This is a genomic window from Pseudomonas tolaasii NCPPB 2192, from assembly GCF_002813445.1.
Lineage (GTDB): Bacteria > Pseudomonadota > Gammaproteobacteria > Pseudomonadales > Pseudomonadaceae > Aquipseudomonas > Aquipseudomonas tolaasii.
In genome coordinates this window covers 2,922,658-2,936,583 of the sequence record NZ_PHHD01000001.1, presented here as the reverse complement: position 1 = coordinate 2,936,583, position 13,926 = coordinate 2,922,658, and the positions used below count along the sequence as shown (strand labels likewise).

11 protein-coding genes are annotated in these 13,926 nt (G+C 58.1%); 2 read left to right on the top strand and 9 right to left on the bottom strand.

Going from position 1 to position 13,926, the window contains the following annotated elements; translation table 11 throughout:
- Window positions 1–21: 21 nt before the first annotated feature.
- The 9 genes from bamA to rpsB form a co-directional block, all read right to left on the bottom strand.
- Window positions 22–2,409, bottom strand: a complete 2,388-nt coding sequence (gene bamA / locus ATI14_RS13595) for an outer membrane protein assembly factor BamA (protein ID WP_016974409.1) — start codon at window positions 2,407–2,409, stop codon at window positions 22–24.
- A 74-nt stretch (window positions 2,410–2,483) separates the two neighbouring features.
- The gene (gene rseP, locus ATI14_RS13590) at window positions 2,484–3,836 is read right to left on the bottom strand and encodes a sigma E protease regulator RseP (protein ID WP_016974408.1); all 1,353 of its coding nucleotides are present in this window, start codon (window positions 3,834–3,836) and stop codon (window positions 2,484–2,486) included.
- Between the two features lie 53 nt (window positions 3,837–3,889).
- Window positions 3,890–5,080 (bottom strand): 1-deoxy-D-xylulose-5-phosphate reductoisomerase, encoded by a 1,191-nt coding sequence (gene ispC, locus ATI14_RS13585; RefSeq protein ID WP_016974407.1) that lies wholly within the window; start codon window positions 5,078–5,080, stop codon window positions 3,890–3,892.
- Window positions 5,077–5,886, bottom strand: coding sequence for a phosphatidate cytidylyltransferase (locus tag ATI14_RS13580; protein ID WP_016974406.1), 810 nt, complete (start codon window positions 5,884–5,886; stop codon window positions 5,077–5,079). The genes ispC and ATI14_RS13580 overlap by 4 nt, the downstream gene beginning before the upstream one ends.
- Window positions 5,887–6,642: a polyprenyl diphosphate synthase gene (gene uppS, locus ATI14_RS13575; protein ID WP_016974405.1), complete on the bottom strand. Its 756-nt coding sequence runs from the start codon at window positions 6,640–6,642 to the stop codon at window positions 5,887–5,889.
- 17 nt (window positions 6,643–6,659) lie between these two features.
- Window positions 6,660–7,217 (bottom strand): ribosome recycling factor, encoded by a 558-nt coding sequence (gene frr, locus ATI14_RS13570; RefSeq protein WP_016974404.1) that lies wholly within the window; start codon window positions 7,215–7,217, stop codon window positions 6,660–6,662.
- Window positions 7,214–7,957 carry a UMP kinase gene (pyrH, locus tag ATI14_RS13565; RefSeq protein ID WP_003189161.1) on the bottom strand — a complete coding sequence of 248 codons (744 nt, stop codon included), beginning with the start codon at window positions 7,955–7,957 and terminating at the stop codon, window positions 7,214–7,216. The genes frr and pyrH overlap by 4 nt, the downstream gene beginning before the upstream one ends.
- Before the next feature lie 211 nt (window positions 7,958–8,168).
- Window positions 8,169–9,032 (bottom strand): translation elongation factor Ts, encoded by an 864-nt coding sequence (gene tsf, locus ATI14_RS13560; protein WP_016974403.1) that lies wholly within the window; start codon window positions 9,030–9,032, stop codon window positions 8,169–8,171.
- A 191-nt stretch (window positions 9,033–9,223) separates the two neighbouring features.
- On the bottom strand, window positions 9,224–9,961 hold the full coding sequence (gene rpsB / locus ATI14_RS13555; protein WP_003189158.1) for a 30S ribosomal protein S2: 738 nt from the start codon (window positions 9,959–9,961) through the stop codon (window positions 9,224–9,226).
- Window positions 9,962–10,348: 387 nt separating this feature from the next.
- Between rpsB and map the strand changes: the two genes are divergently transcribed.
- Window positions 10,349–11,131, top strand: a complete 783-nt coding sequence (gene map / locus ATI14_RS13550; protein ID WP_016974402.1) for a type I methionyl aminopeptidase — start codon at window positions 10,349–10,351, stop codon at window positions 11,129–11,131.
- Window positions 11,132–11,193: 62 nt separating this feature from the next.
- Complete coding sequence (locus ATI14_RS13545; protein WP_016974401.1) at window positions 11,194–13,896, top strand: [protein-PII] uridylyltransferase; 2,703 nt, start codon at window positions 11,194–11,196, stop codon at window positions 13,894–13,896.
- Window positions 13,897–13,926: the final 30 nt, after the last annotated feature.

Sequence of the window (13,926 nt, the reverse complement as noted above, 5' to 3'; positions counted from 1 at the left end):
TCGTTATCTTGGGTCAGACGCTTAGAACGTCTGGCCGAGGGAGAATTGGAAAATCTGGGTTTCAGCGTTATCCGGTTTCTTGACCGGCATGGCCAGAGCAAAGCTCAATGGGCCCAGCGCAGTCACCCAGGTCACACCCACACCTACCGAGCTTGCCAGGTTGCTGAAGCTCACGTCGTTGCACTGTGTATTGGACTTGGTGCCATTCGGGTTGGTGACCTGTTCGCACTTGGAGTCGAACACGTTACCCACATCCCAGAAGACCGAAGTACGCAGAGAACGTTGATCCTTGACGAACGGCAGCGGGAACAGAATTTCCGCACCACCCTGGATCAGCACGTTACCACCGAATGGCAACGGCTTATCGTCGGAGTCTATTTGTGTACCGGCGTTACCGGTGGCAGCAAAGCCACGGCTAGGCGTGCCACGAGGCCCCAGTGTGCTGTCCTTGAAGCCACGCACCGAGTTGAAACCACCTGCATAGTAGTTCTCGTAGAACGGCAGACCACTGGTCGAACCGTAACCGTCGCCATAACCCAGCTCAGTGTGCAGACGAACAGTGTAGTTATCGCTGATCGGCTGGAACAACTGGCCACGGTAGTCGAGCTTGAAGAACGACAGGTCGCTGCCCGGCGTAGTAGCTTCCAGGGTCAGGCTTTGGGAGTGACCACGGGTGGCCAGCACGCCTTTGTTAAGAGTCGACTCCGACCAGCCGGCCGATGCCTTGAAGTTCAGGAACTGGTCGCCTTCTTTGCGTACGAAGTCGAAAATCTCGTCGACGGTGTATACGCCGGTCTTGATCTTGTCCTGCTGCGCAGTCAGGCCAAAGGTCAGACGCGAAGTCTCACTGATCGGGTAACCGATGTTGGCGCCAACACCAAAGCTGTCGATGGCATAGCTGGCTACGTCAACATCAAGGTCTTTGTAGTCAGTGGTGCGATAGAAAGCGTTGTAGCCCAGGCTCACACCGTCAGCAGTCCAGTAGGGGTCGACATAACCGAAGTTATAGCGGCTCTGGTATTCGCTTCGGGTCAGGCCGATGGAAACCTTGTTACCGGTACCGAGGAAGTTGTTCTGGGTAATCGAACCGCCAAGGATCAGACCGGCGCTCTGGGCAAAACCGACACTGGCAGTAATCGAACCCGAAGCTTGCTCTTCTACAGCGTAATTCACGTCAACCTGGTCATCCACACCCGGTACGGCCGGCGTTTCGACGTTGACTTCCTTGAAGAAGCCCAGACGCTCGAGACGGGTCTTGGACTGGTCGATCAAGTAGGTCGAAGCCCAGCCGCCTTCCATCTGACGCATTTCACGACGCAGCACTTCGTCCGCAGACTTGGTGTTGCCACGGAAGTTGATGCGGTTTACGTAAGCGCGTTTACCTGGATCGACCACAAAGGTGATGTCTACGGTGTGATCCTCGTCGTGCGGAGTCGGTACACCGTTCACGTTGGCAAACGTGTAACCGTCGTTACCCAGACGGCGAGTGATCAGTTCGGACGTGGTGGTCATCAGCTTGCGCGAGAACACCTGATCCTTCTGCACCAGCAGCAGCGACTTGACCTGATCTTCAGGCACTTTCAAGTCACCACTGAGTTTGACGTCACGAACGGTGTACTTCTCGCCTTCGTTGACGTTGACAGTGATGTAGACGTGTTTTTTGTCCGGAGTAATGGACACCTGGGTCGAAGCAATATCCATGTTGATATAGCCGCGGTCCAGGTAGTAGGAACGCAGACGCTCCAGGTCACCGGACAGTTTTTCACGCGCGTACTTGTCATCGTTCTTGAAGAACGACAACCAGTTGGTGGTTTTGAGTTCGAACAGGTCGATCAGGTCGTCATCAGCAAACTTGGTGTTGCCCACCACGTTGATGTGCTGAATAGCCGCCACGGTGCCTTCGTTGATTTTGACCTTGAGGCCAACACGGTTACGAGGCTGCGGGATCACTTCGGTTTCCACGGACGCGGAGTAGCGACCCTGGGCAACGTACTGGCGTTGCAGTTCGTTACGCACACCCTCAAGGGTTGCACGCTGGAAAATCTCGCCCTCGGCGAGGCCGGACTGTTTAAGCCCCTTCATCAGGTCTTCAGTAGAGATCGCCTTGTTGCCTTCGATCTCGATACTGGCGACGGAAGGTCGCTCGACCACGGTGATGACCAGGACGTTACCTTCGCGACCCAGTTGGATATCTTGAAAGAACCCGGTTTTGAACAGCGCACGAGTGGATTCCACCAGGCGACGGTCATCAGCCTGTTCCCCGACGTTCAACGGCAAGGCACCAAAGACGCTACCGGCGGAAACCCGCTGGAGGCCGTTGACGCGAATATCGGAGATAGTGAAGGACTCGGCGTGAACTTCGGCGATCATCAATACGGTGAGAACCGCAGTTAGCAGCAGACGTTTCATGAAGTCCTTTCTTATTCCAACTGGCAATAAACAAACTGCCGCAAAATGCGGCAGATTCGCAATTCAGCGAAGCGTTACAGTCGTCCCAGATCGTTGACCAGAGCCAGCAACATCACTCCGACCACCAAACTGATACCGATCTGTATCCCCCAACCCTGCACCCGATCCGACAAGGGGCGACCACGCACCCACTCGACCAGATAAAACAACAGATGCCCCCCATCCAATACTGGAATGGGCAGCAAATTCAGAACTCCAAGGCTAATACTCAGATAAGCCAGGAAATTCAGGAAATCCGCGACACCCGACTGGGCAGAAGCGCCCGCCACTTTAGCAATGGTTATCGGTCCACTCAAGTTTTTTACCGAGAGCTCGCCGAACAACATTTTCTTGAGCGATTCGAGGGTCAGCACGCTCATGGTCCAGGTACGTTTTGCACCCTCGCCAATGGCCGCCAAAGGCCCGTAGCTGACTTCGCGCAGCATTGACGGCGGCCACTCGACGCCCTTGACCCCGGCACCGAGATAACCACCGGCTGCCTTGGCTTCGCCGCGAACCGACAACGTCACGGGGACGTCGATTTGAGCACCGTCGCGCTCAACTTTCAGCACAATTTTGGTATCAGGGCGTACACGCACCAGATCGACCACCTGCTGCCAATCACCCAGCGCCTGGCCATCCAGGGTCAGCAGGCGATCACCGGTTTTCAAACCGGCAGCCTGGGCCGGACCTTTCGGGTCCAACTCAGCCAGTACCGGCGGCAAAGCCGGACGCCAGGGGCGAATCCCCAGAGACTTGATCGGGTCCGGCTCATCGGAACCCTTGAGCCATTGGTCAAGCGCCAACTCGCGTGGGCTTTCAGTCGTGGAGTCCTGGTCGCGCACCACGACGTTGACCGAGCCGCTCTCGCCCAGGCGACGCACCAGGCGCAGATTGACATCACGCCAGCCCAGCGTCGGTTCGCCATCAATGGAAACAATTTCCTGTCCGGCAACCAGCCCCGCCTTGGCGGCAATACTGCCTGACTCGACAGCCCCAATAACCGGCCGCATCTCCTGGCTGCCCAACATGGCCAACACCCAGAAAAACAGCATCGCCAATAAAAAATTGGCGATCGGGCCGGCAGCCACAATGGCAATACGCTGACGAACGGTCTTGCGATTGAAGGACTGGTCCAGCTGATCCGCCGGCACTTCGCCTTCGCGCTCATCAAGCATCTTGACGTAGCCGCCCAGCGGAATCGCTGCAATCACAAACTCGGTACCGCGACGGTCATGCCAACGCAGCAACGGCATGCCGAAACCGACGGAAAAGCGCAATACCTTGACGCCGCAACGACGCGCCACCCAGAAGTGGCCGAATTCGTGAAAGGTGACCAGCACGCCCAGAGCAACCAGGGTGCCGACAATCATGTAGAGCGCACTCATCTAATTTCTCCGCATTTCAATCCAGTGCCTGAAGGCGCAAACCTGCCTGCAGACTAACGCGCGTTGCGGTTCAACCATTGCTCGGCCAGGGCCCGGGCCTTCATATCGGCCTCAAACACTGCCCCTAATTCCTCTACAGCCACAACAGGCTCGAGACTCAGAACGTCCTCGATGATACTCGCGATCTGCGGAAAGCGGATGCGCCGTTCGAGAAACGCCGCCACAGCCACTTCGTTGGCCGCATTGAGCATCGCCGGTGCACTGTTGCCCACCTCAGCTGCTTGTCGGGCCAGGCGCAGGCACGGAAAACGCTGCTCGTCCGGCGCTTCGAAGTCCAGCCGCGCAATGGCAAACAAGTCCAGAGGGGCGACACCAGAGTCAATTCGTTCCGGCCACGCCAGGGCGTTGGCGATCGGCGTGCGCATGTCCGGGTTGCCCAACTGGGCCAGCACCGAACCATCCACGTAGTCGACCAGGGAATGAATGACACTTTGCGGGTGAATCACGACTTCGACCTGATCCGGCCGCGCATCAAACAACCAGCAAGCCTCGATCAACTCCAGCCCTTTGTTCATCATGCTTGCCGAATCGACGGAGATTTTCCGCCCCATCGACCAGTTGGGATGCGCGCACGCCTGATCAGGCGACACATGCTCCAGCTCGGCCAGCGGAGTTTGCCGAAATGGGCCACCGGAAGCCGTCAGAAGAATCCTGCGTACACCGACCTGACTCAGACCACGAGCGAAATCGCCGGGCATGCATTGGAAAATTGCGTTGTGCTCACTATCCAGGGGCAACAGAACAGCACCGCTCTTGCGGACCGCCTGCATAAACAAAGTGCCGGACATGACCAGCGCTTCTTTGTTGGCCAGCAGGATTTTCTTGCCGGCATCGACTGCCGCCAGTGTCGGGCGCAAGCCCGCCGCCCCGACGATGGCTGCCACCACGGTGTCCACCTCAGTGTCGGACGACACCTGGCACAAGCCCTCCTCGCCCACCAAGACCTGCGTAGCAAGCCCCGCAGCCCGCAGCTCATCCTGCAGCCCACGCGCAGCAGCCACTTCAGGCACTACGGCAAATCGCGGCCGATGGATCACACACAGGGCCAGCAGTTCACGCAAGCGTGAGAAGCCAGTCAAGGCGAAGACTTGATAACGATCAGGATGGCGCGCGACCACATCCAAAGTGCTCAGGCCAACCGAGCCGGTTGCCCCCAACACGGTCACTTGCTGCAGGCGACTCACGATGCTGTCATCCACAAGAGCACGGCGAAAATCGGCAGGGCCGCAGTCAGGCTGTCGATACGATCCAGCACACCGCCATGGCCTGGCAGCAGATTACTGCTGTCCTTGATGCCGGCCTGGCGCTTGAACATGCTTTCAGTGAGGTCGCCCACAACGGAGATGAACACAACTACAGCCGTGCCCAGCAACGCCAAAAGGATTTCCTTGATTGACCAGTCGCGCACAAGCCCGACCACCAGCGTGATCAACAGCGTCAATGCAAGGCCGCCGTAAACGCCTTCCCAACTCTTGCCAGGGCTGACCGCCGGCGCCAGCTTGCGCTTGCCAAAGGCCCGACCGGAGAAGTACGCACCGATATCAGCGCCCCAGACCAGCACCATCACGGCCAGGATCAGCCAGTTGCCCATCGGCGCATTTTTGATTTCCACCAGACCTTGCCAGGCCGGCAGCAACACCAACAAACCAATCACCAGCTTGCTGGCCACACTCGACCACTGGCCACTGGTTCGTGGATAGGTGAGCACCAGGAAGGTCGCCAGCGCCCACCACAGCACCGCCGCCCCCAATACCCATGGCACGACGATGCTGGAAAGGGTATGCATGAGGAACAGCAAAAATGCGACGACTGCAGCGTAAACCACACGCGGCAGCTGGCTGTTGAAACCCGCCAGGCGCGCCCATTCCCAGGCGCCCAATGTCACGACAAAGCCGATAAACAGCGCAAAACCGGAACCATCGAGCAGGAAAAACCCGCACAAGGCGATCGGCAGCAGGATCAGCGCGGTGATGATTCGTTGTTTAAGCATTTAAACCCGGGCTCCAGCTTCGATCTGCTCGCTCGTTTTACCGAAGCGACGCTGACGGGAAGCGAAATCGGCCAGCGCATTGCGCATGGCATCGTGTTTGAAGTCCGGCCAGAACAGGTCGGAGAAGTACAGCTCGGTGTAGGCCAACTGCCACAGCAGGAAATTGCTGATGCGGTGCTCACCACCGGTGCGGATGCACAAGTCAGGCAACGGCAGGTCGCCGGTTACGAGGCAGGTCTGCAGCAGTTCGGGGGTAATGTCGTCCGGGCGCAGATGGCCGGCCTGCACTTCCCGGGCAAGCCGTTGCGCAGCCTGGGCGATATCCCACTGGCCGCCGTAGTTGGCCGCAATTTGCAGCACAAAACGATTGGCACCGGCGGTAATGGCTTCTGCTTCGCGCATCGCGGCCTGAAGTTCCGGATGGAACCGCGAGCGATCACCAATGATGCGCAGGCTGATGTTGTTGTCATTGAGGCGCTTGGCCTCACGACGCAAGGCCTTGAAGAACAGGTCCATCAAAGCGCTGACTTCTTCTGCCGGGCGCTGCCAGTTTTCACTGGAGAACGCAAACAGGGTCAACACTTCGACTTTTGCTTCAGCACACACCTCAATCACGGCGCGCACCGCATCGACACCCGCCTTATGCCCGGCGACGCCCGGCATAAAGCGTTTCTTCGCCCAGCGATTATTCCCATCCATGATGATCGCGACATGGCGCGGCACCACGGAGGGCACAGTCTGCTTGGTCTTTTCCATGAAGGCGTCCTGACCCCTTATACGGCCATCAGGTCCTTTTCTTTTTCTTCAGTAGCCTTGGTGATCTGAGCCTCGGCATCTTTGGTCAGCTTGTCGATATCGGCGACGGCACGACGCTCTTCGTCTTCACTGATTTCCTTGTCCTTGACCAGCTTCTTCAGGTCACCCAAGGCATCGCGACGAATGTTGCGTACGGCAACTCGGGCATCTTCTGCTGCGCTGCGAGCCTGCTTGGTGAAGCCCTTGCGGGTTTCTTCGGTCAGGGCCGGCATCGAAATCAGCAGCAACTCACCCAGGTTGGTCGGGTTGAGGTTCAGACCGGCGCTCTGGATGGCCTTGTCGACAGCAGCGAGCATATTGCGCTCGAAAGCCACAACTTGCAGGGTGCGCGAATCTTTAACGGTGACGTTGGCCACACCGCTCAGCGGGGTATCGGCGCCGTAGTAAGGCACCATCACGCTGCCAAGGATGCTCGGGTGCGCTTTACCGGTACGAATCTGGCCAAAAGCGTGGCTCAGAGACTCCAGGGATTTTTGCATACGCGCTTGGGCGTCTTTCTTGATTTCGTTGATCATTGTTGGCCTTCCTCGATCAGAGTCCCTTCCGCGCCGCCGTGTACGATATTCAGCAGGGCGCCGGGCTTGTTCATGTTAAATACGCGCAGCGGCATCTTGTGGTCGCGGCACAGGCAAATTGCCGTGAGATCCATCACGCCCAGCTTGCGATCCAGTACTTCATCGTAGGTCAGATGATCGAACTTCTCGGCATGCGGGTCTTTGAATGGGTCTGCAGTGTATACGCCGTCCACCTTGGTGGCCTTGAGCACGACGTCGGCATCGATTTCGATGGCACGCAGGCACGCAGCCGAATCCGTGGTGAAGAACGGGTTGCCGGTACCGGCAGCAAAGATCACAACTTCCTTGGAGTTCAGGTGACGCATGGCTTTGCGGCGATCATAGTGATCGGTCACGCCAACCATGGAAATGGCCGACATCACGATGGCCGAGATATTGGCGCGCTCCAGGGCGTCGCGCATGGCCAGGGCGTTCATCACAGTGGCCAGCATGCCCATGTGGTCGCCAGTGACCCGATCCATACCCGCCGCGCTCAGCGCCGCACCACGGAACAGGTTGCCGCCGCCAATCACCAGGCCGACTTGCACGCCGATTCCAACCAGTTGGCCGACTTCCAGCGCCATGCGGTCGAGCACCTTGGGATCGATCCCGAACTCTTCCGAGCCCATCAGGGCCTCGCCGCTAAGCTTGAGTAGAATGCGTTTATAGCGAGCCTGATAACCACTGCCCTGCTGAGCCATTGCGAATCTCTCCTGCGGCGTATTTTTTAAAAAATTCTTGCGAGCCGTTTACGGCTTGCGTTCACTCTAGCTGGACGCTATCACAGCGCCATCGGAACACGGCTTTGTAAGCCAGTTCCGAGAGGAATCCAAATAAAATTGGCCTTCCCATTTGAAAAGAGGCTGCGCGCGTGAGCGGGCAGCCTCTTTCGGGCGACAGTTGAAAACTGTCTTATTGCTTGGCGGCAGCCAGCTGGGCAGCAACTTCTTCAGCGAAGTTGTCGACCGGCTTCTCGATGCCTTCGCCTACTTTGAAGTAAGTGAAGGAAACGATTTCGGCACCGGCTTTCTTGGCCAGGTCGCCAACCTTGATTTCAGGGTTCTTGACGAACGCCTGCTCAACCAGGCTCGCTTCGGCCAGGAACTTGCTGATACGGCCTTTGACCATGTTCTCAACAATGTTTTCTGGCTTGCCTTTGATTTTTTCTTCGTTCAGCTGCAGGAACACAGCCTTTTCACGCTCGATCGCTTCGGCCGAAACTTCCGAAGGCAGCAGGAACTCAGGGTTGCTTGCAGCAACGTGCATAGCGATGTCTTTGGCCAGCTCAACGTCGCCGCCTTTCAGAACAACCGCTACACCGATTTTGTTGCCGTGCAGGTAACCGCCAACCACGTCACCTTCAACGCGGGCCAGGCGACGGATGTTGACGTTTTCGCCAACCTTGCCGACCAGTACCAGGCGAGCAGCTTCTTGAGCTTCGATCAGAGGCTCAACGGTGGTCAGCTTGTCAGCGAATGCTTTTTCAACGCTGGCAGCAACGAACGCTTTGAAGTCGTCCTGCAGAGCCAGGAAGTCGGTCTGCGAGTTCACTTCCAGCAGAACAGCGGATTTACCGTCTTCTTTCAGAGCGATAGCGCCTTCGGCAGCTACGTTGCCTGCTTTCTTGGCGGCCTTGATGGCGCCCGAAGCACGCATGTCGTCAATGGCTTTTTCGATGTCGCCGCCGGCCTTGGTCAAGGCCTTTTTGCAATCCATCATGCCTTCGCCGGTACGCTCACGCAGTTCTTTAACCAACGCTGCAGTAATCTCTGCCATTTCAAAATCCTCTTGGATAGGTTTTCAACCATTCCACCCGATCAAACGGGCGATCAATTCTTCCCGAATCACCCTTGTAGGCCGCTGCACGTTACAAATGTTGTAGCTGCGCTGCCGACAAATGGTTTTCGAGGTGGCAAAAAGGGGGCCAAGCCCCCTTTTTGCTTACTGAGTCAACGCCAGGGCGCTAATTACTCAGCGGCAGCTACCGGAGCTTCTTCAACGAACTGCTCGGTACCACCAGCAACGTGGTTGCGACCACGGATTACAGCGTCAGCCATCGAACCCATGTACAGCTGGATAGCGCGGATTGCGTCATCGTTGCCTGGGATGATGTAGTCAACGCCTTCCGGGCTGCTGTTGGTATCGACTACGCCGATAACAGGAATGCCCAGCTTGTTGGCTTCGGTGATCGCGATGCGCTCGTGATCAACGTCGATAACGAACAGTGCGTCAGGCAGACCGCCCATGTCCTTGATACCACCCAGGGAACGATCGAGCTTTTCCAGGTCACGGGAGCGCATCAGCGCTTCTTTCTTGGTCAGCTTGGCGAAAGTACCGTCTTCGGCTTGTACTTCAAGGTCACGCAGACGCTTGATGGAAGCACGGATGGTTTTGAAGTTGGTCAGCATGCCGCCCAACCAGCGGTGATCGACGTACGGCGAACCGCAACGTGCTGCTTCTTCAGCAACGATCTTGCCAGCGGAACGCTTGGTGCCGACGAACAGAATCTTGTTTTTGCCCTGGGCCAGACGCTCTACGAAAGTCAGCGCTTCGTTGAACATTGGCAGGGTTTTTTCAAGGTTGATGATGTGGATCTTGTTACGCGCGCCGAAAATGTATTTACCCATTTTCGGGTTCCAGTAACGGGTCTGGTGACCGAAGTGCACACCGGCCTTCAGCATATCGCGCATGTTGACTTGGGACATGATAGTTCCTTAATAAGTCGGGTTTGGCCTCCACGTATCCCAATGACCAACCAGCGGCATCAAGGCCTCCGGCACCCAGGTCATCGTGTCGACACGTGTGTGGATTTAAGCTTTGCGGGGTATCCCCGGAAAGCGGCGCATTTTATACCACAGCATCGACGAAAACGAAACCCGCAATCACATCTGCCGTCGACCGCTTTCGCGCAAGCCCTTGAATAGAGCCCACAACCCCCTACCTTATAGAGAGAAGCGATGATCAGAGGCTCATGATTTGAGGCCATCGTCTGATAGAATCGCGTTTTTTGGGGCTTGTGCGAATTCTGTAACCTTTTGTCGCACGCCCGCAAACCGTATTGATTTCAGCGCGTCGCGCTAGAGAGAGCCTGTATGACCGTTAGTTTGAAAACCGCCGAAGACATCGCCGGCATGCGCATCGCCGGCAAACTGGCTGCGGACGTGCTGGAAATGATTGCCGAACACGTCAAGCCAGGCGTCACCACCGACACCCTGAACCAGATTTGCCACGACTATATAGTCAATGTGCAAAAAGCCATCCCTGCGCCGCTGAATTACAAGGGCTTCCCCAAGTCGATCTGCACCTCGGTCAACCACGTGGTCTGCCACGGGATTCCGGGCGACAAACCGTTGAAGGACGGCGACACCCTGAACATCGACGTGACCGTGATCAAGGACCGCTATTTCGGCGACACCAGCCGCATGTTCCACGTCGGCACCGTGCCGGTGTGGGCCGAGCGCCTGTCCCAGGTGACCCAGGAATGCATGTACAAGGCCATCGAAATCGTCAAACCCGGCTGCCGCCTGGGTGACATCGGTGAAGTGATCCAGAAACACGCCGAAAAGAACGGTTTCTCGGTAGTGCGTGAATTCTGCGGCCACGGCATCGGCACCGTGTTCCACGAAGAGCCACAAATCCTGCATTACGGCCGCGCCGGCACCGGCATGGAGCTCAAGGCGGGCATGACCTTTACCATCGAACCGATGATCAACCAGGGCAAGGCCGACACCAAGGTGCTGGGCGACGGCTGGACCGCCATCACCAAGGACCGCAAGCTTTCGGCCCAGTGGGAACACACCCTGCTGGTCACCGAAACCGGCTACGAGATCTTCACCCTGCGCGCTGACGACACGATTCCACGCGTTTCGGCGTGATGATTGCTTCGGTTTTCCCGCAACCCTGTGACTGACTTATAGATAGAAAGGAAAGCCGATCGATGCCCCAGGTGGATCCCGAACTCTTCGACCGTGGCCAGTTCCAGGCCGAGCTGGCGTTGAAGGCAAGCCCTATCGCCGCCTTCAAGAAGGCTATTCGCCAGGCCCGCGAGGTGCTCGATGAGCGCTTTCGCAGCGGCCGGGACATCCGCAGGCTGATCGAGGACCGCGCCTGGTTCGTCGACAACATCCTGCAAAAGGCCTGGGAGCAGTTCAACTGGAGCGAAGACGCGGACATCGCCCTGGTGGCAGTCGGTGGCTACGGGCGCGGCGAACTGCACCCCTACTCCGACATCGACCTGCTGATCCTGCTGGACAGTGCCGATCATGAGATCTTTCGCGATTCCATCGAGCGTTTTCTCACGTTGTTGTGGGACATCGGCCTGGAAGTCGGCCAGAGCGTGCGCTCGGTGGACGAATGCGCCGAAGAAGCCCGTGCCGACCTGACCGTCATCACCAACCTGATGGAAAGCCGCACCATCGCCGGTCCGGAACGCTTGCGCCAGCGCATGCTCGAAGTCACCAGCACGGCACACATGTGGCCGAGCAAGGACTTTTTCCTGGCCAAGCGCGCCGAGCAGAAGGCCAGGCACCACAAGTACAACGACACCGAATACAACCTGGAACCCAACGTCAAAGGCTCGCCCGGCGGCCTGCGGGATATCCAGACCATTTTGTGGGTAGCGCGCCGCCAGTACGGCACCCTGAACCTGCGCGCCCTGGCCGGCGAGGGCTTTCTGGTAGAGAGCGAAAACACCCTGCTGGCCTCCTCCCAGGAATTCCTGTGGAAAGTGCGTTACGCCCTGCACATGCTCGCCGGGCGCTCCGAAGACCGCCTGCTGTTCGATCACCAGCGCTCGATCGCCACCCTGCTGGGCTTTGAGGGCGAGGACGCAAAAACCAGCATCGAAAGCTTCATGCAGCAGTATTACCGGGTGGTCATGAGTATTGCCCAGCTCAGCGACCTGATCATCCAGCACTTCGAAGAGGTGATTCTCGCCCCCGAAGATGAAGCGCCACCGCAGCCGATCAACTCGCGCTTTCAACTGCACGACGGCTATATCGAAGCGCGCAACGACAACGTGTTCAAACGCACGCCGTTCGCGATGCTGGAAATCTTCGTGCTGATGGCCCAGCAGCCCGAAATCAAAGGCGTGCGCGCCGACACCATTCGCCTGTTGCGGGAAAACCGTCACCTGATCGACGACGACTTTCGCAACGATATCCGCAACACCAGCCTGTTCATCGAGCTGTTTAAGTGCAAGATCGGCATCCACCGCAACCTGCGGCGCATGAACCGTTACGGCATCCTCGGGCGCTACCTGCCGGAATTCGGCTTTATCGTCGGGCAGATGCAGCACGACCTGTTCCACATCTATACCGTGGACGCCCACACCCTGAATTTGATCAAACACCTGCGCAAGTTGCAGTACACCCAGGTGTCGGAGAAATTCCCGCTGGCCAGCAAGCTGATGGCCAAGCTGCCCAAGCCGGAGCTGATCTACCTGGCCGGCCTCTATCACGACATCGGCAAAGGCCGGCATGGCGACCACTCGGAAGTTGGGGCGGTCGATGCTGAAGCCTTTTGCCAGCGCCACCAGTTGCCCCTGTGGGACAGTCGCCTGATCGTGTGGCTGGTGCAGAACCACCTGGTGATGTCCACGACCGCCCAGCGCAAGGACTTGTCCGACCCGCAGGTGATTCACGACTTCGCCGGTATCGTCGGCGACGAAACCCGTCTCGACTACCTGTACGTGCTGACCGTCTCCGACATCAACGCCACCAACCCCACCCTGTGGAACTCGTGGCGCGCCAGCCTGTTGCGCCAGCTCTACACCGAGACCAAGCGGGCCTTGCGCCGCGGCCTGGAAAACCCGGTGGATCGCGAAGAGCAGATCCGCCGCACCCAAAGCGCGGCGCTGGACATTCTCGTACGCGGCGGCAATGACCCGGACGACGTAGAACAACTCTGGTCCCAATTGGGCGACGACTATTTCCTGCGCCACACTGCCGGCGACGTGGCCTGGCACAGTGACGCGATCCTGCAGCAGCCCACCGACGGCGGCCCGCTGGTGCTGATCAAGGAAACCACCCAGCGCGAATTCGAAGGCGGCACGCAGATCTTCATCTACGCGCCCGACCAGCACGATTTCTTCGCCGTGACCGTGGCAGCCATGGACCAGCTCAACCTGAACATTCATGACGCGCGGGTCATCACCTCCAGCAGCCAGTTCACCCTCGACACCTACATCGTGCTCGACACCGACGGCGACTCGATCGGTGACAACCCGGTACGCGTGAAGAAAATCCGCGAAGGCCTTACCGAGGCCCTGCGCAACCCTGACGACTACCCGACCATCATCCAGCGCCGGGTACCGCGCCAACTCAAACACTTTGCGTTTGCGCCCCAGGTGACCATTTCCAATGACGCCCAGCGCCCGGTGACCGTGCTGGAACTCAGTGCCCCGGACCGTCCGGGCCTGCTGGCCCGCGTCGGCGGGATCTTCCTGGAGTTCGACCTGTCATTGCAGAACGCCAAGATTGCGACCCTCGGCGAACGCGTGGAAGACGTGTTCTTCATCACCGACGCCGACAACCAGCCACTGTCCGACCCTGAGCTGTGCCTGCGTTTGCAGGAAGCCATCGTGCAGCAGCTGAGTGTGACCCAGGAACCCGGCGTCGAACTCACGCGCCTGACCATTTGATTATTTAACTGTGTAAACACAACCCCTGTG

Bases quoted from the DNA above. Each gene is read 5' to 3' on its own strand.
- rpsB (WP_003189158.1), bottom strand. From the start codon at position 9,961: ATGTCCCAAGTCAACATGCGCGATATGCTGAAGGCCGGTGTGCACTTC.
- map (WP_016974402.1), top strand. From the start codon at position 10,349: ATGACCGTTAGTTTGAAAACCGCCGAAGACATCGCCGGCATGCGCATC.
- uppS (WP_016974405.1), bottom strand. From the start codon at position 6,642: ATGGAAAAGACCAAGCAGACTGTGCCCTCCGTGGTGCCGCGCCATGTC.
- pyrH (WP_003189161.1), bottom strand. From the start codon at position 7,957: ATGGCTCAGCAGGGCAGTGGTTATCAGGCTCGCTATAAACGCATTCTA.
- frr (WP_016974404.1), bottom strand. From the start codon at position 7,217: ATGATCAACGAAATCAAGAAAGACGCCCAAGCGCGTATGCAAAAATCC.
- rseP (WP_016974408.1), bottom strand. From the start codon at position 3,836: ATGAGTGCGCTCTACATGATTGTCGGCACCCTGGTTGCTCTGGGCGTG.
- ATI14_RS13580 (WP_016974406.1), bottom strand. From the start codon at position 5,886: ATGCTTAAACAACGAATCATCACCGCGCTGATCCTGCTGCCGATCGCC.
- bamA (WP_016974409.1), bottom strand. From the start codon at position 2,409: ATGAAACGTCTGCTGCTAACTGCGGTTCTCACCGTATTGATGATCGCC.
- ATI14_RS13545 (WP_016974401.1), top strand. From the start codon at position 11,194: ATGCCCCAGGTGGATCCCGAACTCTTCGACCGTGGCCAGTTCCAGGCC.
- tsf (WP_016974403.1), bottom strand. From the start codon at position 9,032: ATGGCAGAGATTACTGCAGCGTTGGTTAAAGAACTGCGTGAGCGTACC.